Raw genomic sequence first — 22,256 nt, 5'->3', positions numbered from 1 at the left:
CTTCCCATTCCCGATTCCCGACTCCCCATTCCCGGCCTTTCAATGTCCCGACTTCAGTTCCAGCTCCAGACCACCGACGGCCACGCGCGCCGTGGCCGCCTGACCTTTCCGCGCGGCACGGTGGAAACCCCGGCGTTCATGCCGGTGGGCACCTATGGCTCGGTCAAGGGCATTCTGCCCGAGCAGATCCGCGCGCTTGGGGCGGAGATCATCCTGGGCAATACCTTCCATCTGTATCTGCGCCCGGGTCTGGATGTGATCGGCGACCACGGCGGCTTGCACGGATTTGCGCGCTGGGATGGGCCGATCCTCACCGATTCCGGCGGGTTTCAGGTGTTCTCGCTGGCCCACCGTCGCAAGATCACCGAGCAGGGCGTGACCTTTTCCTCGCCCACCGATGGCGCGCGGGTGTTCCTGGGTCCGGAAGAGAGCATGCAGATCCAGAAGGTGCTCGATTCGGACATCGTGATGATCTTCGACGAGTGCACGCCGTACCCGGCCACCGAAGAGGTCGCGCGGCGCTCGATGGAGCTGAGCCTGCGCTGGGCGCAGCGCTCGCGCGATGCGCATGACGGGTTGGGCAACGACGCGGCGCTGTTCGGCATCGTGCAGGGCGGGGTGCACCCGGACCTGCGCAGCCGCTCGCTGGAGGGCCTGCACGCCATCGGCTTCGATGGCTACGCCATCGGCGGTTTGGCGGTGGGCGAGCCCGAGCACGAGCGCAACGCCATGCTCGAACACCTGCATCCGCAGCTGCCGGCCGACCGCCCGCGTTACCTGATGGGCGTGGGCCGGCCAGAAGACCTGGTGGAAGGCGTGGCGCGCGGCGTGGACATGTTCGACTGCGTCATGCCCACCCGCAACGCGCGCAACGGCCACTATTTCACCTCGTTCGGCACGGTACGCATCCGCAACGCCAAATACGAACGCGACCTGGACACCATCGAGCCGGGCTGCGGTTGCCATGCCTGCAGCAGCGGCTACACGCGCTCCTACCTGCGTCACCTGGACCGCTGCAACGAGATGCTGGCCCCGATGCTGGGCACCATGCACAACCTCTGGTACTACGAAAAACTGATGGCAGACATGCGTGCGGCGATCGCGGCGGGAACCTTTGTGCAGTTCCGGCGGTCCTTCTATGCGGCACGCGGCGCCACCACGCCGCCGTTGCCGGGGGAAACCAGCTGAGCCCTGCCGTCCGTGCCCTTGGCGCGGACGGGGTGGAACCCGCGTGGCATAATTCCCGGCTGTTCCGCTCTGGCGGTACCTGAATAGCGAGTGGGCCCGTGGGGGCGCGCTGGCACCAAACTAGGATGCACTGAATGAATTTGCTCGATTTCCTGATCCCGGTCGCCCAGGCGCAAGCCACCGGTGGCGCGCCGGCCGCCGGCCCGATGGGGAGCCTGTCCACCTTCGCGCTGCCGATCATCCTGATTGCGGTCATGTATTTTTTGATGATTCGTCCGCAGATGAAGCGTCAGAAGGAGCACAAGTCGCTGCTGGACAAGCTGGCACGCGGCGATGAAGTCATCACCTCCGGCGGCGTCGCCGGCGTGATTGCCGACATCGGCGACAACTTCATCACCGTGGAAGTGGCCGACAACGTCCGCATCCGCGTGCAGAAGAGCGCGGTGGGTCATGTGCTGCCGAAGGGCACGCTGAAGTCCGCCAGCTGAGTCGGGCTATCGGCATCGAGCACCGTCTGGCGCTGCCGGCCGGTGCTCGAAAACGCCAGGGGCCGCTCGTACACTCCGCTGTCGTCGCGCTGCCGATGCCTGCGTTGGGCTGCTCAAGACGTCGCTGCAATTGAAGGCCTGCAATACCACCGCTGCGCGCACCGTCAGGCGGGCGCAGTCGGTGCACGGAGTCGGAATGCGCCACTTGGCGTTTTCGCTCCGCGCACTGCCCGTATCCACCGGATGACCGCTCGCGACGTTGTATTGGCCGCTTGAAGTCGTTCTCACTGCTAGGCGCGGCGCCGGGATGGTGCTGTGCGGGACTGTCGCAATGCTCGAATTTCCTCGCTGGAAGTATTTCCTGATCCTGCTGGTGCTGGCGGTCAGCGCGTTGTACGCGCTGCCCAACATCTATCAGAAAGACCCGTCCGTGCAGATCACCGCCAGCCGCGGTGCACAGCTCGACGACGCATTGCGCAGCCGCATCGACGGCGAGCTCAAGGGCGCGGGCATCACGCCCAAGGCCGTCACCAAGGAAGGCGACAGCCTGATGGTGCGCCTGTCCTCGTTGCAGGCGCAGACCCGCGCCAACGATGTGCTGCGTCAGCAGCTGGGCGAGAACTACACGGTGGCGCTGAATCTGGCCTCCACCGTGCCGGAGTGGCTGGCCAAGCTGGGCGGCAAGCCGATGGTGCTGGGCCTGGACCTGGTCGGCGGCGTGCACTTCGCCATGCAGGTCGATCAGAAGGCTGCAGTGGAAAAACGGATCGAAGGCTTTGCCGAAGACATCCGCACCACCTTGCGTGACGGCCGCATTGCCTATCGGGCGGTCGAGCGTCGCGGCGACAACAGCATCCAGATCAGCCTGGGCGAGGGCGCCAGCGCCGATGCGGCGCGCACCGCGCTGGCCAAGGCGCAGCCGTTGCTGACCTACGACGTCAGCGGCCAGAACATCGCGGTGAAGGTGCCGGAGGCCGAACTCAAGCAGATCGCCAGCGGCGCGATCGAGCAAAACCTCACCACCTTGCGCAATCGCGTCAACGCGCTGGGCGTGTCCGAGCCGACCATCCAGCGCCAGGGCGAAGACCGCATCGTGGTCGAATTGCCCGGTTTGCAGGACACCGCGGAGGCCAAGCGCCTGATCGGCGCCACCGCTTCGCTGGAATTCCGCGCGGTGGTCGACGGCAATGCCGAAGACGCAGTGCGCAGCGGCAGCATCCCGCCCGAAGCCAAGGTCTACCGCGTGCGCGATACCGGCGCGCCGGTGTTGCTCAACAAGCGCGCGCTGGTGACCGGCGACCAGATGGTCAGTGCCAGCGTCAGCAACGACCAGAACGGCATGCCCGCCGTGTCGGTGACGCTCAACAACGTCGCTGGCCAGCGCATGCTCGACTACACCAGCGCCAACGTCGGCAAGCTGATGTCGGTGGTGTATATCGAGCGCATCCCCACCGTGACCATGGTCGACGGCAAGGAAGTGCGCAGCGTTCGGGTCAAGGAAGAAGCCTTGTCGCCGACCCGCATCGCCGGCGTGTTCGGCAAGAACTTCCAGACCACCGGTCTGGAGAAGGTGGAAGCGGAGAACCTGGCCAAGTTGCTGAAGTCCGGCTCGCTGGCTGCGCCGATGGATTTTGTCGAGGAATACGTGATCGGCCCGAGTCTGGGTGCGGAAAACGTGGAGCGTGGCGTCACTGCGGTGGTGTACTCGTTCCTGTTCACGCTGGTGTTCTTCACCATCTACTACCGCGTGTTCGGCGCGATCACCTCGGTGGCGCTGCTGTTCAATCTGCTGATCGTGGTGGCGGTGATGTCGCTGTTCGGCGCCACCATGACGCTGCCGGGTTTTGCTGGCCTTGCCCTGTCGGTCGGTCTGTCGGTGGACGCCAACGTGCTGATCAACGAGCGTATCCGCGAAGAATTGCGGCTGGGCGTGCCGGCCAAGTCGGCGATTGCCGCGGGTTATGAAAAGGCCGGCGGCACCATCCTGGACGCCAACCTCACCGGTTTGATCGTGGCGGTGGCCCTGTATGCGTTCGGCACCGGCCCGTTGAAGGGCTTCGCGCTGACCATGATGATCGGTATTTTCGCCTCGATGTTCACCGCGATCACCGTGTCGCGTGCGCTGGCGGTGCTGATCTACGGCAGCCGCAAGAAGCTGAAGACCGTCGCTATTTGAGATGCGAGTCCGGCCTCGACCCCTGCAGCCAAGCTGTAGCGGTCGAGGGATGAATCCCTTCGCAAGCGTTGCGCATCCCGAGGGTGCGTAACGTCTAAACGGAAGATCTTTTCCATGAAATTGTTCCCGCTCCATCTCATTCCCAACGACACCAAGATCGATTTCATGCGCCCGCGCAAGCCGGTGCTGATCCTGATGCTGATCCTGGCGGTCGCTTCGGTCGGCATCATCGTCGGCAAGGGCTTCAATTACGCGCTGGAATTCACCGGCGGCACGCTGGTGCAAACCAGCTTCCAGAAAACGGTGGATGTGGACCAGGTGCGCGAGCAGCTGTCCAAGGCCGGCTTCGAAAACGCACAGGTGCAAAACGCCCGCGGCGGCAACGAGGTTATGATCCGTCTGCAGGCGCGCGAGCAGCACAACAACCGGGACGATGCTGCGCGCACCGTTGCCGAAGAAGTGCGCAAAGCGGTCAGCACCGAGCAGAATCCGGCCACCGTGCAGCCCGGCGAGTTCGTCGGCCCGCAGGTCGGCAAGGACCTGGCCTTGAACGGCGTGTACGCCACGGTGTTCATGCTGGTGGGCTTCTTGATCTACATCGCCTTCCGCTTCGAGTGGAAGTTCGCGGTGGTGGCCAGCGTGACGGCGTTGTTCGACTTGCTGGTCACGGTGGCCTTCGTGTCGCTGACCGGTCGCGAGTTCGATCTGACCGTGCTGGCCGGTCTGTTGTCGGTGATGGGCTTTGCGATCAACGACATCATCGTGGTGTTCGACCGTGTGCGCGAAAACTTCCGCGGGTTGCGTGTGGAACCGCTGGAAGTGTTGAACCGGTCGATCAACCAGACGCTGTCGCGCACGATCATCACCGCGGTGATGTTCTTCCTGTCGGCATTGGCGCTGTACATCTACGGCGGCGAATCGATGGAAGGTCTGGCCGAGACGCACATGATCGGTGCGGTGATCGTGGTGATCTCCTCGGTGATCGTGGCGGTGCCGATGCTGAGCATCGGGCCGTTTGCGGTGACCAAGCAGGATCTGCTGCCCAAGGCCAAGGATGTGGAGGCGCTGGCGCGTCGTCCTTGATTGATCGGCAAATGGTCTGACGAAAAAACCGCGCATCGCGCGGTTTTTTCGTTTCTGGCGTTGGACGTCGTGACTGCACGGTTGTGCACTGTGACACCACGACTCAAGATCTTGAACACCAGGGATTTCGTCGGACACGTGATGCCGATTGATACGCGATACTTTGCGGGAGAGAAGCACCAGCGCCGCCAACGCCTGGTTCTGTGTGTCCGCAGACACCTGTGCATTGGTCGCCAGGCGGGTGGGGAACGCCTCAACCTCCACTTGGCCCATCTGCACCAAACAACGCTTGCCGCTGGTCAGGGTGAAGCGCCGTATCCAGCTCAGATAGGCCTGCTCGGTGTGCAGGCTGCAGTGCCGTACCCGCAGCGGTCGCGCACCTGATCGAGCAACCGCGTCGGCGGACGTGCTGTTACGCCATTGTTTTTGGGGGCGTATTTCATACGCCTGCGTCCTTGCTGGATAACACTCCAAGCGCCTGCATGGTCGAGGCCGCTCTCCATCGTGCTACCCCTTGATCGCGGCTAGGACTTCTCCCATTCACAAGGCGCCAGCGATCGAAGATACTCCGTGCAACACCGCATTTCGGCGGTCCAATAGTAGTTAGGCCCCATAGGCGAGATCCATGAGTATCGATCTTCAAGCAAAGTCACTTGATGGGCAGGCGCAGTACTTCAAGATCAATGCGTCCCCTGATCGCTGCCCTCAGTGCCATACATCAGTGCATCCGAAGTTGCTTACTCCGCACCTTTCGGCAGATCAATCAGAAGCGTATGTGACATTTCTGTGTACTAGCCGCAGATGCCTGCGGCCATTCGTGGCGACTTATAGACGCCAATCCATGCATGGCGCTGATTTCGCTCTGAGGTTTACCGCACCAAGGAACACCATTCAAAGTGAGTTCCCTGCATCTATCAAAGAGGTTTCGCCAACATTCTGCGAGATCTACGGGCAAGCTGAAAATGCCAAGGCAGATGGACTGGACCAACTTGTAGGCATTGGTCTTCGTAAAGCTCTAGAGTTCTTGGTCAAGGATTTTGCAAAGTCTGAGCACGCAGATTCAGTCGAGAAAATAGAAAATATGCAACTCGGAAAGTGCATCGACACGTACATTTCAGACCAGAACGTCCTGCAATGTGCAAAACGCGCCGCATGGCTAGGTAATGACGAGACGCACTACATTCGCAAGTGGACAGACAAGGATGTTTCTGACCTTTATCTATTAGTTCGTCTAACCGTCAACTGGATTGACAATCACTTGCTGACAAAGAAGTACATCAGCGAAATGTCAGGTGGGGCATAGTAATTATTCAAGCCGAAGTTGCTTCGCAACTCGCCTTAATTCAAGCGTTAGGGCTCACATGGGAAGACCAATCCTACTCAAACCACTCGATTACCTAAAGCGCCTCCTAGACAGGCGCTATGTTGGCATTCGGATTGATCGTCAAACGCCCGAGCGTGTCAGTCACGCTGACCTACAGATTGCCGATGTGCTTTTCTGCTACGGAGGTGTGCCGCACATTCCGTGGCAAATAATCTCGCACGGCTCATCAGGGCCATATGTGCATGCGGCCGTTTATATAGGCGATGGCTTCGTTTCAGAATCAACAACAGAGGGCGTTCTTAGAACTTCCGTGTCGGAGTTCGTGGCCAGATATATGTATATTGCCGTCACTCGCTGTCCGGGGATTCAAGGAGATCCATCGCTAGCTAGTCGCGTCCTCACTTTTTGCGATTCGCACATTGGCTCAAGAACCAAATATGACTTCATTGGTGCATGCCTCTCTCCCGCTTACGAGATTTTGGACCTTCTCTATCAGAGAGCAACCTGCAGGACAATCTCATTCAACTGGCCTCGCAGCAAAACTCGTACCTTCTGCTCACAGTACGTACTTGATGCCTTCGTTAGTGGCGGCTACATTCCCTCAAACTACTATGCTCTTGGGGCAAGATCTCCGACAGCACTAGCTGAGGAGAATTTTCTGGATTTCATCGGGTACTTGAGCAATGCATATTCCTTGCTTCCGCTAGTGGAGAATGATTTTTTCTGGAGTGGCGGCGGGTGAGTCCTAACAATTCATTCAGGCCGAACCCGATTCGCGGCTCGGCTTAATTCAGGCGTTAGGCCGTGGTGGAGGAAACGCGTTGGCGGTTGCCGCTTCGGCAAGTTCGCAGGCGTGCATGCAGTCGGCTCCGGGCGACAGTCATCACCGGTGTGGGGTTGCGGTAGGTTCGATGCTTCACCCTTGTACGTCATTGCCGCGCTGCGCTCGTTGCACTTGGCTTCGATGGCGCCGCGCGCCGCTGCATCACCGGGCAAGCTCCATCCCGCAAGCTGTGGCACACTGGGTCCAGGCGGCAGTGCTGGGGAGCATGGTTGCACCATCCAACCTTTGCGGCCACTCACTGCCTAACAACTCATTCAAGTCGAAGTTGCTTTGCAACTCGGTTTAATTCAAGCGTTATGCGGCCGACCCAGTGCACGAATTACTCGACCAAACAGAAGCGCTGCAGAACCTTTTGATCGCACAAGCCACTGGTGGCAGCGAAGACGATGCCGAGTTTGTTCGGCTGCGTCAGATGCTGCTCTCCAACCCGGCGCTAGACCCCCTAACTCCGCGCTTCGTACGAACCTGCAGAAACCTGTCCCAGTTCTGGCAGTTCATCAAGTTCAAGCACCCGACCTACGCAGAGCGCCGCGACTTCATTTGGGGAGAGTTCCGCCCGCTCCTTGAGACTCTGGAGCGGGGCCCGCTATCGCCAGCGGATCAACTTGTATCTGAAAAGCTCGACAAATTTGACGCGTCGCATGTTCAGGCCGCTTGGTCAAAGGCGTTGGAAAGGCGGACAGCAGACCCGGAGGGTGCTATCACGTCAGCCCGCACACTCATCGAATCAGTGTGTAAGCACATCCTTGATGCCACTGGCGCTGCATACGACGATGGCGCAGACCTACCGAAGCTATACAAGCTAACGGCAGAGGCACTCCAATTAGCGCCCTCCCAGCACACGGAGGCTGTCTTCAAGCAAGTCCTCGGAGGTTGCACATCCGTTGTTGAGGGGCTCGGTTCGCTCCGCAATCGTCTCAGCGATGCACATGGAAAGGGCAAGGTAGGTTCCAAGCCGGCTCCTAGGCATGCAGAGCTGACGGTCAACCTCTCGGGTGCCATGGCAACATTTCTTCTCGCCACGTGGGAGGCGCGCAATGAAGCGGCCGCCTAACAATTCATTCAAGCCGACGCCGCTTCGCGGCGCGGCTTAATTCAGGCGTTAGTTTCAACCAACCCAAAGGGAGGATTCAATGAGTAACGAAAAAGCAGGAATTGCATCAACGGCGGCTGGTGGTGTTGCTGGAGCAGCGGGTTCGGTCGGAGCAGTGGCAGCGTCGGGCTCGGTTGCTGGTCTGGGGGCCGCCGGAATCACCTCAGGCCTCGCTGCTGTAGGTAGCCTTGTAGGCGGGGGGATGGCGGCGGGCCTAGCCGTTGTGGCTGCAGCCCCTTTAGCCGCCGCCGGCGCAGGCTACGGGATTTTCAGGGTCGTCAAACGTGTCCGTAAGGGACATTGGGGATAATCTAACAACTCATTCAAGCCGACCGCTGCTTCGCAGCGGCGACTTAATTCAAGCGTTAGGCGCCATATAGATGATCTCGCAATCCGACAATGTGCGTGAAATCTTCGGCTACTGGCCAGACTTCGCTGATGCGAAGATTGTGCTATTCGCATATGAAACACCTGCAACGGTCCGCCTGGAGCTTTCATACATTGACGCGGAGCTGCAGAGAGCGGCAATTGTGGGGCTACGCTTTACCGGCGTGCACGAATTGACGCTTAGTGAGCTGCTTTCAGAAAACGTGTTGGATAGTCTGACCGTGTCAGACGAGATGCCTATGCGAGTGGAGCTAGCGGCATGCTATGGCGTAAGTGGCGATTTCATCTGTACTGGCGCCGAAGTAACAGGGGTGGCGCCTAACAATTCATTCAAGCCGAACCCGCATCAGGTTTCCTAACCTCGGGTCGTTCTGGGTAATATCGGCTTGGGTGTCGATCCATGGCGGGTCGGCTTAATTCAGGTGTTAGGTGGCTATGGACAACATCATCCTGTTCCCAACCAAAGGCAAGGACGCACTTAGCCATGCTTTGGAGATCATTCGCGGCCACTATGCAACGGCCGGCTTGTCGCAGGCGGCGTCAGACGCTGCTATCGTCGAGGTCACTCCAATTCTCAAGAAATACCTTGGGGACAAGATCCAGTTCGCTATGACCATCCCTGCATGCGGACTATCTCAGGATCAGGTTGACCTTATCGCTGCGGCACATAATAAGTGCGCTCAAGAGATTATTCGGCATCAAAATCAGCAGCTTGGATTGGCGTTGTGTGAAATCGCGGGGCTTGTGGGTGCCAAGTACGCCACCTAACAATTCATTCAAGCCGAACCGCTTCGCGGGTCGGCTTAATTCAGGCGTTATGCAAAAGGGGGAGAGATATGGGCAGGCCTGACAACAGACTGCAACTCATGGATCGGCTTGGGGCCAAGCAGGCAAATACTGTGTGGGCCTGGTGCGGCGTCGATGAGTCAAATCGGAAGGTCTATTTCAGCCTGTGGACCGACCTGACGCATAAGGATGAGACGGGAAAAAGCTATCTCGTCCAAGCTCCGCATTGGGGCATTAACGAGTACGGACATCGCTCACCCGCAAGGAATGACCACGATCAAAAACTCGATTTGGTCTTTAAGCATGAGTATGAGGCATTCGGCTACTTCGTGGAGGCTAAAGACGTGAACGCTCAGCCCCGAGAGATTGCCAAGACGCTAACCTCGTTTGTGGTTTGTCTTGACCTGGAGAAGCTCGATGACGGGTGTTTCGTTGGCAAGATCAAAGGTCGCATTGAGATCCGATAGCCAGTTACCTAATAATTCATTCAAGCCGAACCCGCTTCGCGGGTTGGATTTAATTCAGGCATTAGACGTCATAGGAGAGATCATGGGCACGACATCATTGGAAGAGATCATCGCTACAGAGATTGGCGAAGCTGCGGTAGGAACTGGTCATTCCGTAGATGGTGGACGATACGAAGGGACAGTTGAGGTGGTGGATATCGATGATTGCAATATCCAGCCTGACCCCCACACTCCCGGAGTGTTTACCGTGAATGCCAAAGGCACGTGCACCATCAGACATATCGATGCAGAGCACGCCGAGCATGTGAGCGAGTGCGAAATCGAGATTGATGCTCAAGTTTCGATAACGCCAACTTCGCATGATCGTAGTTCGTCGTCGCTATCGGCTTCTGTAGAGGTCGACGTCTCTTCCGTCAATATCGTGTGTGATGATGACGAAGATAAGGATGTCGAGGAGTGACGTCTAACCATCCATTCAAGCCGACGCCGCTTCGCGGCGCGGCTTAACTCAGGCGTTAGGCAGTGGTGGGTCATTACAGCTTCGGCATCCGTCGTCGCGTGATCTTGCGTGTCCAGCGACTGGCTTGCCCACGAGCAGGTGGGCCGATAAAGCCTCATTACGTGCGATTGCGCAGCGACGCGGCTCATCGAACTCGTCTGCCATATCCGGCATTGCCCAAGCCAACCGAGTCGACGCAACGCGTTGCACTGCAGTCAGATGCAACGCACCCGCCACTCACTTCAGGCAGTGGTGCCCGCCAATGCTGCGCGCAACGCGCGTAGCTTCTCGACGGGTCACAGATTCCAATCGATCCGCATGCCCGCAATCAGCGCGTTCTTCAGATCGTTGGTGCGTGTCGGCTCGTTGAACTGGTCCGGGTTGATCACGTAATGCAGGTTCGGCGCGACGCGCAGGCGCTTGGTGACCTGGATGCCGTAGCTGAGCTCCATCATGATCTGGTTGTCGGCGGGGGTGCCGGTGCCGCCGGCCGAGGCGCGGGCCAAACGCAGGTTTTCCAGCGCTTCGTCGCTGTATTTCTGTTGGGTTATCACAAACGCGATGTTGTCCTGCGGGCGGCTGGCGAAGGTGCCTTTCTGCACCAGGCCCAGTTGCACGAAGTGATCTTCGATGGCCTGGCCGCCGGTGCTTTGCAGAATCGCGCCGAAGACGGTGAGGCCGCGGGTGCCGGACGGGTCGGGGTTGGTAACCTGCTGCTCGAAGCGACCGAACAGGCCCGAGCGACCCTGCTTGTTTTCATAGCCAAGCCCACTCAGCACGGCCGGGTTGCCGTTGCGGTCGCGCAGCGGATCGGTGTAGTCGGAGTTGTCCTGCCAACCGCCGAGTTCGTACATCGCGGCCATGCTGCCGTCGCCGCCCTTGTTCTTGTAGCCCACCGCATAGGGCACCACCACGCCGGTGGTGTCGTCGGTGCTCCACTTCAGGCCGTGCTGGCCGTCCTGCGCCTGCACCGGGTTCACTTCATACGCGCCGACATGCACATAGACCTTGGGCGTGACCCAGGCGGTGGCGTGCGCGGCCCAGCTGGAGACCGGCCAATAGGTGAAGTTGCTGGTGCGGAATACGAAGGTGGGGTTGCCGCAGGCCGAGTTGCCCTGGAAGTACTGGCACAGGTCAGATCCGAGGAAATGGATGTTGGCGACGCTGCGGCCGGCTTCCAGTTCCAGGCGGTCGTTGAAGAGTTTTTGCAGCAGGGTGAAATTCGCCAGACGCGTGCCCTGGCCGCCGTAGATTTCCTGCACCGAGGTGCTGTTGCCGATGCTGCTGTTGGACAGATTGGTGCCGTGACGATTGGAGACGTAGAGCTTGATGGTGGCGCCGTTCCAGCCGAACAGGCGGTCCATGTCGACATCGGTGCCGACCATCAGCTGGCCGGCGTAGGCATCGCCGCCCTTGCGGCCACCGTCGATCATCGAGGCGGCTTCGCCGGTGTAGCCCAGCTTGAGCTTGAAGGCATCGGCGGCGTCCTGCGCCTGGGCGAGTGGGGCGATCGCCAGCGCGAGCGACAGGCACAGCAGGCGGGGATGGGCGCGGCGGGAGGGCAGGGCAGTCATGGCAGGACTCCGAACAAAGGGCGTGGCCAAGGTGGCGAACGCGACAGCACGTGGGTGGGCAAGCCGCTGGCGGCGCACATCGGTGCGCGGCGCAGCGGTGATCGATCAGGGATGACGCGCATCCGGCGCGTCGGATGCGGCGGCCATCGGCCGCCGCAGGGTGCCGGCGTCAGGCGACGACGTCGGCGACCGGCTTCTTGAGCACGCGCAGCGCAATCGCGGTGACCGCCACGCCGGCCAGCAGTGCCAGCACATACATCGCAAGGTGAGTGACGGCATTGGGAATCATCAGCACGAAGATGCCGCCATGCGGAGCCTTGAGCTCGGCGCCGACCGACATCGAAATCGCACCGGCCACGGCCGAGCCGATCATCAGTGCCGGAATGGTGCGCAACGGGTCGCGCGCGGCATACGGGATGGCGCCTTCGGTGACGAAGGCCAGCCCGAGCACGCCGGCGGCCGTGGCCGAGCCGCGTTCTTCGACGGTGAAGCGGTTGCGGAACAGCCAGGTGGCCAGCGCGATGCCCAGCGGCGGTGTCATGCCGGCTACCATGGCCGCGGCCATCGGGGTGTAGACCTGGCTGGCGATCAGGCCGGTGGAAAACGCGTAGGCAGCCTTGTTGACCGGCCCGCCCATGTCGAAGGCCATCATGCCGCCCAGCAACAGGCCCAGCAGCAGCGCGCTGCTGCCTTGCATGCCACGCAACCAGGCAGTGAGCCAGGCCAGCAGGTCGGCGACCGGTTGGCCGAACACGTACATCATGGCCAGACCGACCAACAGGGTGCCCAGCACCGGCAGGATCAATACCGGCTTGAGTCCTTCCAGGTTGCGCGGCAGCTTGATGTAGCGGTTGAGCGCGGCCACGCCGTAGCCGGCGATGAAGCCGGCGATGATTCCGCCGAGAAAACCGGCATTGAGATTGGCCGCGACCAGCCCGCCGATCATGCCGGGCGCGATGCCGGGGCGATCGGCGATGGAGTAGGCGATGTAACCGGCCAGCGCGGGCACCATCAAGGTGAAGCCGGCCTTGGCGCCGATCTGAAACAGCGACCAGGCCAGCGTGCCCTGGTGCGCGTCGTCGCCGGCATAGATGCCGCCCAGCGCGAAGGCCAGCGCGATCAACAGGCCGCCGGCAGTGACGAACGGCAGCATGAACGACACGCCGGTCATCAGGTGCTTGTAGGCGCCAGTGCGACCGTTGCTTTTGTTGTCAGATGTGGTGCTGGCGCCTGCGACCGGGGCTGCGCCGCCCTGCACGCCGGCCTCGGCCAGCGCCTTCTGGATGAGTGCCGGGCCATCGTTGATTGCCGGCTTGGTGCCGCTCTTGAACAGCCGCTTGCCACCGAAACGGGCCAGGTCCACTTCGCGGTCGGCGGCGATGATGACGACGTCGGCCGCGCGGATTTCCTCGTCGGTCAATGCGTCCTGCGCGCCGACCGAGCCCTGCGTTTCCACGCGCATCTTATAGCCGAGCTTCTTTGCGGCCTGTTGCAGGCCTTCGGCGGCCATGAAGGTGTGCGCGATGCCGGTGGGGCAGGAGGTGATCGCAACGATGCGCTTGCCGCCTGCGCCGCCTGCGCCGGATGCGTCGGTCGCTGCCGATGCAGTGGTCGCGGTGGGCACGGCGAGCTGGCTGACGGCGGCGGCCGGGTCGTCCAGCACGGCGCCCAGGCTCAGCCGCAGCAGTTGTGCGTCGCCGAAGCGTGCGCTGTCGGCATCGGCGTCGCCGACGATCAGGACCTGCGCGGCACCGCTGGCCAGTTCAGTCGGGAGCGCACCGAGCACGCCCTGGTCGCTGCGGATTTCGATCGTCACGCTGCGCCCGGCGACGGTGGCCGCGCGGCGCAGCGCCTCGGCCGCCAGAACGGCTTCGGTACTGCGTTCGCCGGCGGCGATGACCACGATGGAAGAGGACATGGCAAAACTCCTGCTGTATTGCGGTCGCCGGTGTGGCCGGCGGGGGGAATTGGGGGCGTTACGCGTGCGGGTGGCGCGTGCCGGGACGACTGCGGTCGGAATAAGCCGCGGACACCTGCGTGCCGGTCGCCGCCTTGTGGAAGGCAGCGTTCACGACAGCGTCTCGATCACGACTTCGGTCGCAGCACGGCGCACGCCGTCGGCGCTGAGCCTGCGCGCGTCGCCGCTTTCCAGCCGACACATCGAAAACGCCGTGGCCAGCCGTGCGCACTGCTCAAGATCGGTGCTCGCATCCAGCAGCGCAGCGGCCAGGCCGGCCACCATCGCATCGCCTGCGCCAACGCTGCTGCCGTGCGCCAGGCGTGGCGGACGCGCGATCAGTCGCTGGTCGCGCTGCACAAACAACGCACCGTCGGTGCCCATCGAAATCACCACCAGCTGGATGCCGCGTGCCAGCAGTTCATGCGCAGCGGCGCTGAGTGCGGCGCGATCGGTGAGCGGGCGGCCGGTCCAGGCTTCCAGTTCGTGGCGATTCGGCTTGACTGCGTAAGGCAGCGCATCGCTTGCTGCGCTCAGTGCGGCCACCAGCGGTGCGCCGCTGGTATCGAGCAGCACGCGGGCACCGGCGGCGCCGGCCTGCGCCTGCAGCTGCGCCCAGCTGTCGTCGGGCAAGCCGGCCGGCAGGCTGCCGGACAACACCACCGGCAGGCCGGGGCGCAGCAGCGGCGCGAGTTGATCGGCAACGCTTTGCAGATGCGCGCTGGTCAGTTGCAGGCCGGGCAGGTTGATGTCGGTGGTGTCGTTGCTGCGCGCTTCCACCAGTTTGAGATTGGTGCGGGTTTCGCCGGCCACGCGCTGACAGTGGTCGACGATGCCGCGCTCGCGGAACAGCGCTTCGAACACGCCGGCATTGCCGCCGCCGAGCACGCCAAGTGCGGCCACATCGGTGCCCCAATCGGCCAGGCACGCAGCCACGTTGATGCCCTTGCCGCCGGCATCGTTACGCACGCTGCTGGCGCGATGCACTGCGCCGGGCTGCAGGCTGTCGAGCCGGATGGTCTGGTCGATCGCCGGATTCAGCGTGACGGTGAGGGCCTGCAAGCTCATGCCATGCCCTCGCGCTTGGCTTCCAAAGCGCGCACTTGCTCGGCGGTTTCGCAATTGAGCGCCTGCTCGGCCAGCTGCTGCAATTGGTCGAGCGAAGATGCCCGCAGGCGCGCCTTCACCGCGGGGATGTCGTTAGGCGTCATCGACAGTTCCTGCACGCCCAGGCCGGCCAGCAGGCTGGCGCCGAACGCATCGCCGGCCAGGCCGCCGCACACGCCGACCCAGCGCTCGTGCTTGCGCGCGCCTTCGATGGTGCTGCGGATCATGCGCAGCACCGCCGGATGCAGGCTGTCGGCTTCGGCGGCCAATTCCGGGTTCTGGCGGTCGATCGCCAGCACGTACTGGGTGAGGTCGTTGGTGCCGATCGAGAAGAAGTCCGCGTGCCGCGCCAGCACGTCGGCCTGCGCGGCGGCGGCCGGTACTTCGATCATGATGCCGATCGGAACCTCCGGTGCATCCAGCTCGGCGCGGATGCGTGCGCAGATTTCGCGCAAGGCGATCAGCTCCGGCACCGAGGTGATCATCGGGAACATGATCGACAGCCGCGCACCGTCCTTGGCTGCGCGGTATAGCGCCCGCAGCTGCGGCTCCAGCAGGTCGGGGCGACGCAGCAGCAGGCGCGCGCCACGCACGCCCAGGAACGGGTTTTCTTCGTGCGGCAATTCCAGGTGCGCCACCTGCTTGTCGCCGCCGATGTCCAGCGCACGCACGATCAACGGGCGGCCGTCCAAGGCCTGCGCCATGGCGCGATAAGTCGCGTACTGCTCGTCTTCGGTAGGCGTGCTGCCGCTTTCCAGGAACAGGAACTCGGTGCGCATCAGGCCGACGCCTTCGGCACCTTGGGTGAGTGCCATCGCCACCTGGTCGGGCAGGTTGACGTTGGCGCCGATGTCGATGTGGTGGCCGTCGGTGGTTTCGGCCGGCAAGGCGCGCTGCGCGGCTTCGCGCTCGCGGATGGCCTGTTGTTCGGCGATGTGGGTGCGTGCCGCGTCCAGATCTTGCGCGGACGGGTTGATGTACAGGCGCCCGCTGCTGCCGTCGATGATGGCGGTGGCGCCGTCTTCGATCTCCAGCAACTGGCCGCCGGCTGCGACCAGCGCCGGCAGGCCCAGGGTGCGCGACAGGATCGCGGTGTGCGAGGTCGGGCCGCCCTGCGCGGTGGCCAGGCCGAACACACGTGCGGTGTCCAGGTTGGCGGTGTCCGACGGCGACAGGTCGCTGGCCAGCAGGATGCAGGGCTGGTCGGGCAAATCAGTCAGGCCGGCGCCCGCTGCAGATGGGTCGAGCTGGGCCAGCACGCGGCGGCCGACATCGCGCAGGTCGGCCGCGCGGCCGGCCAGCACCGGGTTGCCCAGCGCGGCCAGGCCGGAGGCGATCTGTTCCACTGCCTGGTGCCAGGACCACGCCACGCCATGGCCTTCGACCATCAGCTGGCAGGTGCGGGTGATCAGGTCAGTGTCGTTGAGCAGCTCGGCCTGGGCCTTGAAGATGGCCGCGTCCGAGGCGCCAAGACGGCGCTGGGTGTCGTCCTGGATCGCCGCCAGCTGCTGGCGGGTGCGGGTCAGCGCATCGTGCAGCTGTGCGCCGCCATCGCCCAGGCCGACCGGCTGATCGGCCACCTCGGTCTGCGCCGCACGCAGGCGGTGCACGATGCCGATCGCCACGCCCGGGCTGGCGCCGATGCCGACGATGGCCGGCTGCGCCTGCGGCGGGATCCAGCCAACCACCGGTGCGGCGCGGCGTTGCGCGGCACGTTCGGCGTCGGCCTTCTCTTGTGCGGTCAGGCTGTCCATCACCGCGCGCAGGCGCTTGAGCAGCGCCGTCGCATCGTTGCCTTCGGCCGAGACGGTGATGCTGTCGCCGGCACGCAGGCCCAGCTGCAGCAGGCCGACCAGGCTCTTGGCATCGGCGGCCTGGTCGCCGGCACGCACCTGCGCACGGGCAGAGAAACCGCGCGCGGTTTCGGCCCAGCGCGTGGCCGGGCGCGCGTGCAGGCCGCTGGGGTAGGCGATGGTCCACTCGAAGCGTTCGTCCAGATCGGTGGCCGGCGCGGCGCTGGTGTCGGGCGCGCGGTCGCCGGTGAGCGCGGCCACGATCACGCCGGGGTCGTCGGTGGTGAACAGCGCTTCCAGCTGCGCCGGGTCCTGGATCAACCGGGTCAGCCGGCGCAGCAGGGTGATATGGGTGTCGGACTGGGCGGCGATGCCCACCACCAGCCGGGTGATCTGGCCGGGGTTCCATTCCACACCCTCGGGCAGCTGCAGCACCGCAATCCCGTCGCGGTGCACCAGGTGACGGTCTTCGCCCACCCCGTGCGGGATGGCCAGGCCATGGCCCAGGAAGGTATTCGCCAGGCCTTCGCGGCGTCGCATGCTGGCGTCGTAACCGGGTGCCACGCAGCCGGCGGCGACCAGCAGTTGCGCAGCCTGGGCGATGGCATCGTCCTTGTCGCGGGCGTGAGCACGCAGGCTGATGAGCTCGGGAGTGACGGGGGCTGGCGACGGAGAAGACAAGGCGGGCTCCGATGGGGGGGATCAGGCTGGGAAGTATAGTGGGAACGTTCCCACGATCCAGGTCAATGTGCAGTGCACAAAATCCTTGTAGTGCTTTCGGGTTAGCATCGGAACTGGCACCGCGCCTGGGTCAGGTGCGCAAATGGAGCGGGAACGGTCCCAGTGAGTATCAGCATCAATGACGTGGCCCGGGTGGCCGGTGTGTCCAAGTCCACGGTCTCGCGCGCGCTGGGCACCGGCCCGGTGAGCGAGGAGGTGCGTGCCAAGGTTGAGGCGGCCGTCCGTCAGACCGGTTACCGCCCCAATCTGATGGCGCGGCGATTGCGATCCCAGCAGTCCGGCATCCTCGGTGTGATCGTGGCCGATATCCGCAACCCGTACTTCACGTCCCTGATCCGTGCGGTGGAAGAGGTTGCTTACCGTGCCGGTATGCGCGTCACCCTGTGCAATACCGATGAAGATCCCGAGCGCGAGGCGCTGTATCTGGAGCTGATGCAGGAAGAGCGCATCACCGGGCTGATCTTCGCCCCGACCCGGGTGACGGTGGGGCGCATGCACGAACTGGCCCTGGATTACCCCACGGTGCTGGTGGACCGTGCCGGCCCCGGCAGCCGCTACGACAGCGTGGTACTGGATAACGCCGCGGCGATGGGCGAGTTGGTCAGGCACTTGCAGGCGCAGGGGTACCGACGCATCGGTGGGTTGTTCGGCAGCACCAGCACCACCGCGGCCGAGCGGCGCGACGGCTATCTGGCGGCGATGCGGATGCAAGGACTGACCCCGGACTACCGCGAAGTGGCGCCGACCGCCGAAGCGGCGATTGTCGAATTGGAACAGTGGCTGGCAAGCGACAGCCGTCCCGAAGCCATCGTCACCAGTAATAGCCTGCTGCTGATGGGCGCATTGAAAGCCGCGCGTACCGCCGGCCTGCGGCTGCCGCAGGACCTGGCCCTGGCCGGCTTCGACAACGAGCGCTGGACCGACCTGGTCGAACCGGGCATCACCGTGGTCGAACAGCCGGTCGAAGACATGGGCCGCGCCGCGATGTCGTTGCTGCTGGAACGCCTGAGCAACCCGCAGCTGCCGATCCGCCGCATGGTCATGACCGGGCGTTGCGTGGTGCGCGGTTCGACCGCTGCCCGTACACCCGATCAGACGTAGCGAGCGATACACCACCGAGCGATACACCACCGTAGGAGCGAACCCGGGCGCGACCGAGCCTTACCGCCAGCCCTGATCGCGATCGATCAAGCCTCATCGCGCCCAGGTGCGCTCCTACAGTGCAGTGCCAGGGCTGATCGCAACAATGCCAGTGCGGATCGCACTGCATGTGGGAGTAACGACCTGCGCATGACGAGCGCTGGCGTTTCCGAGCATCGCCATCTCGTAGGAGCGCACCTGGGCGCGACGGGCGTTACCGGTAGAGCGTTCGCGCCCGGGTGCGCTCCTACAGTGCAGTGCCAGGGCGGATCGCAACAATGCCAGTGCGGATCGCACTGCATGTGGGGGTAACGACCTGCGCGGCAGGTTGCTAGTGCGGGTGCCTGCCGTGTGCTGCCCCATGCCGAGTACAGCACAACAAAAAAGCCCCGGCATTGCCGGGGCTTTTCGTCTTGCAATCAACCGATCGATCAACGATCCGGACGGTGCGTGCCGGAGTCGTTCTGTGCGACCAGATACTCCTTGGACTGTTCGTCCAGCTTGTCGCCCAGCATGCGGCGCACCACCACGAAGAACAGCGGGATGAAGATCACGCCGAGCACGGTGGCGAATACCATGCCGCCGATCACGCCGGTACCGATGGAGTGACGCGAGTTGGCGCCGGCACCGGTGGAGATCGCCAGCGGCAACACACCCAGGATGAAGGCGAACGAGGTCATCAGGATCGGGCGGAAACGCAGATGCGCCGCTTCCAGGGTCGCCTCGCGCAGGGTCTTGCCCGCCGCGCGCTGCTCCACCGCAAATTCCACGATCAGGATCGCGTTCTTTGCCGCCAGACCAATCACCGTGATCATGCCGATCTTGAAGTACAGATCGTTCGGCAGACCGCGCAGCATCGAGAACACGATTGCACCCAGCACGCCGATCGGCACCACCATCAGCACCGCCACCGGAATCGACCAGCTCTCGTAGAGTGCGGCCAGGCACAGGAACACCACCACCACCGACAACGCCAGCAGCAGCGTCGCCGCGTTACCGGCAATGATTTCCTGGTACGACATGCCGCTCCAGTCGAAACCGAAGCCCGGCGGCAGATCGTTGTTGACGATCTCTTCCATCGCCGTCATCGCCTGACCGGAGCTACCGCCCGGGGCAGGGTTACCGACGATGTTCACCGCCGAATAGCCGTTGTAGCGATTCAGCGCCGGCGAGGCGTACGTCCATTCGGCCTTGACCACGTTGCTCAGCGGAATCATGCCGGGCTGGCCATCGGCACCCACCGCTGTCGTGCTCGGGCTGAAGAAGTTGCGCAGCGACTCGGGGCCGGTACGGAACTGATCGTCGGCACGGATGTTGACGCGCTTGATGCGGCCTTCGGAGAAATAGTCGTTGACGTACACCGGTGCCAGCATCAGCTGGATCGAGCTGTAGATGTCGCTGACTTCCAGGCCCATCGACTGCGCCTGCACGCGGTCCACATGCAACTGCAACTGCGGCGAATTTTCCAGGCCGTTCGGGCGCACGCCCACCATGGTGTCGGCCTTTTGCGCCGCCTTGCCCAGCACGATATTGCGCGCCTGGGTCAAGGCTTCCTGGCCTGCGCCGGAGCGATCTTGCAGCCACATGTCGAAGCCGCCGAACTGACCAAGGCCCTGCACGGTCGGCAGGTTGACCACGAAGATCTGCGCGCCCTTGATGCCGTAGAAGGCACCGTTGAGTTGCTGGATCAACTGCTCGGCAGTGACGTCACGCTCGTCCCACGGCTTGAGCCGGATGAAGCCCATGCCGACGTTTTCGCCTGAGCCCAGGAAGCTGAAGCCGGCAATCTGCAGCATGCCTTCCACGGCAGGCTGCTTTTCCAGCACCGCACGCATTTGCGCAAACGCTTCGTTGGTGCGGATCTTGGTGGCGCCCGGCGGCAACTGAACGATAGCCACCGCAAAGCCCTGGTCTTCTTCCGGCAGGAAGCTGCCCGGCATGCGGGTGAACAGAAAGCCGCACAGCACCACCAGCACCACGAACACGATCATCCACGGCGGCGAGCGCTTCAGCGTGTGACCCACCACGCCGACATAGCGATGCGCCAGCTTGTCGTAGTACTTGTCGAAGGTGCGGTAGACCCAGTTCTTCTTGTCCGAATGGGTGGGCTTGAGGAAGCTGGCGCACAACGCCGGCGTAAAGGTCAGCGCCAGGAAAGCGGAGAAACCCATCGACATGGCGATGGTCAGCGCGAACTGCTTGTAGATCGCACCGGAGGCGCCGGGCTGCAGCGAGGAGGGGATGAACACCGCCGCCAGCACCACGGTGATGGCCACCACCGCGCCGGTGATCTGGGTCATCGCCTTCTGCGTGGCCGCCTTCGGCTCCAGATGCTCCTCGCTCATGATGCGTTCGACGTTCTCGATCACCACGATCGCATCGTCCACCACGATGCCGATCGCCAGCACCATCGCAAACAGAGTGAGCTGGTTGATGGTGAAGCCGATGGCGTACATGCCGAAGAAGGTGCCCAGCAGCGCCACCGGAATCACCAGGGTCGGGATGACCGTGGCGCGGAAGTTCTGCAGGAACAGCAGCATCACCAGGAACACCAGCACGATGGCTTCCACCAGCGTGTGCACCACTTCCTCGATGGAGATGCGCACAAAGGTGGTCGACTCGTACGGCGCAAACCAGGTCACGCCCTGCGGGAAGGTGGGCTGCAGTTCGTCTAGCTTGGCACCGACCGCTTCGGACACGTTCAGTGCGTTGGCGCCCGGCAGCAACTGGATACCGAAGGCACCGGTGGGCTTGCCGTTGTACTGGGTATCGAAGCCGTAGTTGCTTGGCCCCACGGTGACCCGCGCGACATCCTTCAGGCGCACCGTTGCACCGTTGTTGTCGGTGCGCAGGATGATGTTCTCGAACTCTTCCGGCGAGCTGAAACGCCCTTCCGCCGACACCGTGGCAGTGAAGCTGATGCCTTGCGGCGTGGGGTCGGCACCGACCGAACCGGCCGCGAACTGCACGTTCTGGTTACGTACCGCGGTCAGCACCTGGGTGGCCGACAGGTTGTAACCCTGCAGCTTCTCCGGGTTCAACCAGATGTTCATCGCGTACTCGGCGCCAAACTGGTTGGTGCTGCCGACGCCGGGAACGCGCGAAATCTGCTCAAGCACGCGCGAGCCGACAATGTCGTTAAGCGCATCGCGGTTGATCGACGGATTGTCCGACCGCAGTGCCGCCACCATCAGGAAGCCGGCGTTGGCCTTGGCCACCACCACACCCTGCTGGGTGACTTCGGACGGCAGGCGCGGCGTGGCCAACGACACCTTGTTCTGCACCTGCACCTGCGCGATATCCGCGTCGGTGCCGGTTTCGAAGGTCAGGGTGATGGTCACGCGGCCGTTGGAGGCCGACGAGGAGTTGAAGTACAGCAGGTGGTCGATACCGGTGAGCTGCTGCTCGATGACCTGCGTCACCGCTTTTTCGGCGGTATCGGCGCTGGCACCGGGGAAGTTGGCGGTGACGGTGACCTGCGGCGGGGCGATCGTGGGGTACGACTCGATACCCAGATTCAGGATCGAGATCACGCCCGCAAGCGAGATCAGGATCGCCACCACCCAGGCAAAGATCGGGTGTTCGATAAAAAACTTAGGCATGTCCGGG

General features: G+C 63.0%; 16 protein-coding genes and 1 pseudogene. 11 read left to right on the top strand and 6 right to left on the bottom strand.

Annotated features, from left to right (window positions below; all coding sequences use genetic code 11):
- Positions 1 to 42 precede the first annotated feature (42 nt).
- The 4 genes from tgt (at position 43) to secF (ending at position 4,935) form a co-directional block, all read left to right on the top strand.
- Complete coding sequence (gene tgt, locus ACZZ0O_RS18695) at positions 43 to 1,188, top strand: tRNA guanosine(34) transglycosylase Tgt (RefSeq protein WP_115513243.1); 1,146 nt, start codon at positions 43 to 45, stop codon at positions 1,186 to 1,188.
- Between the two features lie 134 nt (positions 1,189 to 1,322).
- Positions 1,323 to 1,676, top strand: coding sequence for a preprotein translocase subunit YajC (gene yajC, locus ACZZ0O_RS18690; protein WP_055851709.1), 354 nt, complete (start codon positions 1,323 to 1,325; stop codon positions 1,674 to 1,676).
- Between the two features lie 331 nt (positions 1,677 to 2,007).
- Positions 2,008 to 3,852, top strand: coding sequence for a protein translocase subunit SecD (gene secD, locus ACZZ0O_RS18685; RefSeq protein WP_055851713.1), 1,845 nt, complete (start codon positions 2,008 to 2,010; stop codon positions 3,850 to 3,852).
- A gap of 114 nt (positions 3,853 to 3,966) precedes the next feature.
- Positions 3,967 to 4,935: a protein translocase subunit SecF gene (gene secF / locus ACZZ0O_RS18680; protein ID WP_055851716.1), complete on the top strand. Its 969-nt coding sequence runs from the start codon at positions 3,967 to 3,969 to the stop codon at positions 4,933 to 4,935.
- Between the two features lie 219 nt (positions 4,936 to 5,154).
- Here the strand turns inward: secF and ACZZ0O_RS18675 are convergent.
- Positions 5,155 to 5,409 (bottom strand): annotated as a pseudogene (locus ACZZ0O_RS18675) (phage integrase N-terminal SAM-like domain-containing protein); the annotation flags it as partial.
- 151 nt (positions 5,410 to 5,560) lie between these two features.
- On the opposite strand from ACZZ0O_RS18675, the gene ACZZ0O_RS18670 reads away from it, so the two are divergent.
- The 6 genes from ACZZ0O_RS18670 (at position 5,561) to ACZZ0O_RS18645 (ending at position 10,296) form a co-directional block, all read left to right on the top strand.
- On the top strand, positions 5,561 to 6,238 hold the full coding sequence (locus tag ACZZ0O_RS18670; RefSeq protein WP_463591512.1) for a hypothetical protein: 678 nt from the start codon (positions 5,561 to 5,563) through the stop codon (positions 6,236 to 6,238).
- Between the two features lie 1,175 nt (positions 6,239 to 7,413).
- Positions 7,414 to 8,157: an abortive infection family protein gene (locus tag ACZZ0O_RS18665; RefSeq protein WP_463591511.1), complete on the top strand. Its 744-nt coding sequence runs from the start codon at positions 7,414 to 7,416 to the stop codon at positions 8,155 to 8,157.
- A 419-nt stretch (positions 8,158 to 8,576) separates the two neighbouring features.
- The gene (locus ACZZ0O_RS18660) at positions 8,577 to 8,942 is read left to right on the top strand and encodes an Imm50 family immunity protein (RefSeq protein ID WP_463591510.1); all 366 of its coding nucleotides are present in this window, start codon (positions 8,577 to 8,579) and stop codon (positions 8,940 to 8,942) included.
- Positions 8,943 to 9,018: 76 nt separating this feature from the next.
- The gene (locus ACZZ0O_RS18655; RefSeq protein ID WP_463591509.1) at positions 9,019 to 9,351 is read left to right on the top strand and encodes a hypothetical protein; all 333 of its coding nucleotides are present in this window, start codon (positions 9,019 to 9,021) and stop codon (positions 9,349 to 9,351) included.
- 68 nt (positions 9,352 to 9,419) lie between these two features.
- Positions 9,420 to 9,836: a hypothetical protein gene (locus tag ACZZ0O_RS18650; protein ID WP_463591508.1), complete on the top strand. Its 417-nt coding sequence runs from the start codon at positions 9,420 to 9,422 to the stop codon at positions 9,834 to 9,836.
- Complete coding sequence (locus ACZZ0O_RS18645; RefSeq protein ID WP_463591507.1) at positions 9,787 to 10,296, top strand: hypothetical protein; 510 nt, start codon at positions 9,787 to 9,789, stop codon at positions 10,294 to 10,296. The genes ACZZ0O_RS18650 and ACZZ0O_RS18645 overlap by 50 nt, the downstream gene beginning before the upstream one ends.
- A gap of 335 nt (positions 10,297 to 10,631) precedes the next feature.
- On the opposite strand, the gene ACZZ0O_RS18640 is transcribed toward ACZZ0O_RS18645, so the two are convergent.
- The 4 genes from ACZZ0O_RS18640 to ptsP form a co-directional block, all read right to left on the bottom strand.
- Positions 10,632 to 11,909 carry a carbohydrate porin gene (locus ACZZ0O_RS18640; RefSeq protein ID WP_161963069.1) on the bottom strand — a complete coding sequence of 426 codons (1,278 nt, stop codon included), beginning with the start codon at positions 11,907 to 11,909 and terminating at the stop codon, positions 10,632 to 10,634.
- A gap of 169 nt (positions 11,910 to 12,078) precedes the next feature.
- Entirely contained in the window at positions 12,079 to 13,827 is a 1,749-nt protein-coding gene (locus ACZZ0O_RS18635; RefSeq protein ID WP_463591506.1) for a PTS fructose transporter subunit IIC, read from the bottom strand.
- A gap of 150 nt (positions 13,828 to 13,977) precedes the next feature.
- On the bottom strand, positions 13,978 to 14,934 hold the full coding sequence (pfkB, locus tag ACZZ0O_RS18630) for a 1-phosphofructokinase (RefSeq protein WP_463591505.1): 957 nt from the start codon (positions 14,932 to 14,934) through the stop codon (positions 13,978 to 13,980).
- Positions 14,931 to 17,447, bottom strand: coding sequence for a phosphoenolpyruvate--protein phosphotransferase (gene ptsP / locus ACZZ0O_RS18625; protein ID WP_463591504.1), 2,517 nt, complete (start codon positions 17,445 to 17,447; stop codon positions 14,931 to 14,933). Before ptsP ends, pfkB begins: the two co-directional genes overlap by 4 nt.
- A gap of 162 nt (positions 17,448 to 17,609) precedes the next feature.
- Between ptsP and ACZZ0O_RS18620 the strand changes: the two genes are divergently transcribed.
- Entirely contained in the window at positions 17,610 to 18,608 is a 999-nt protein-coding gene (locus ACZZ0O_RS18620) for a LacI family DNA-binding transcriptional regulator (protein WP_463591503.1), read from the top strand.
- 470 nt (positions 18,609 to 19,078) lie between these two features.
- Here the strand turns inward: ACZZ0O_RS18620 and ACZZ0O_RS18615 are convergent, their stop codons facing one another.
- Positions 19,079 to 22,249, bottom strand: a complete 3,171-nt coding sequence (locus ACZZ0O_RS18615; RefSeq protein WP_055851747.1) for a multidrug efflux RND transporter permease subunit — start codon at positions 22,247 to 22,249, stop codon at positions 19,079 to 19,081.
- Positions 22,250 to 22,256: the final 7 nt, after the last annotated feature.

This window comes from Xanthomonas sp. AC360 (assembly GCF_979258225.1).
This window is presented reverse-complemented; position numbering and strand designations above follow the sequence as displayed.

Coding starts and splice junctions, on each gene's coding strand:
- ACZZ0O_RS18635 (WP_463591506.1), bottom strand. CDS start 13,827: ATGTCCTCTTCCATCGTGGTCATCGCCGCCGGCGAACGCAGTACCGAA.
- ACZZ0O_RS18655 (WP_463591509.1), top strand. CDS start 9,019: ATGGACAACATCATCCTGTTCCCAACCAAAGGCAAGGACGCACTTAGC.
- ACZZ0O_RS18645 (WP_463591507.1), top strand. CDS start 9,787: ATGACGGGTGTTTCGTTGGCAAGATCAAAGGTCGCATTGAGATCCGAT.
- ACZZ0O_RS18670 (WP_463591512.1), top strand. CDS start 5,561: ATGAGTATCGATCTTCAAGCAAAGTCACTTGATGGGCAGGCGCAGTAC.
- ACZZ0O_RS18615 (WP_055851747.1), bottom strand. CDS start 22,249: ATGCCTAAGTTTTTTATCGAACACCCGATCTTTGCCTGGGTGGTGGCG.
- ACZZ0O_RS18660 (WP_463591510.1), top strand. CDS start 8,577: ATGATCTCGCAATCCGACAATGTGCGTGAAATCTTCGGCTACTGGCCA.
- ACZZ0O_RS18650 (WP_463591508.1), top strand. CDS start 9,420: ATGGGCAGGCCTGACAACAGACTGCAACTCATGGATCGGCTTGGGGCC.
- ACZZ0O_RS18640 (WP_161963069.1), bottom strand. CDS start 11,909: ATGACTGCCCTGCCCTCCCGCCGCGCCCATCCCCGCCTGCTGTGCCTG.
- yajC (WP_055851709.1), top strand. CDS start 1,323: ATGAATTTGCTCGATTTCCTGATCCCGGTCGCCCAGGCGCAAGCCACC.
- pfkB (WP_463591505.1), bottom strand. CDS start 14,934: ATGAGCTTGCAGGCCCTCACCGTCACGCTGAATCCGGCGATCGACCAG.
- secD (WP_055851713.1), top strand. CDS start 2,008: ATGCTCGAATTTCCTCGCTGGAAGTATTTCCTGATCCTGCTGGTGCTG.
- secF (WP_055851716.1), top strand. CDS start 3,967: ATGAAATTGTTCCCGCTCCATCTCATTCCCAACGACACCAAGATCGAT.
- tgt (WP_115513243.1), top strand. CDS start 43: ATGTCCCGACTTCAGTTCCAGCTCCAGACCACCGACGGCCACGCGCGC.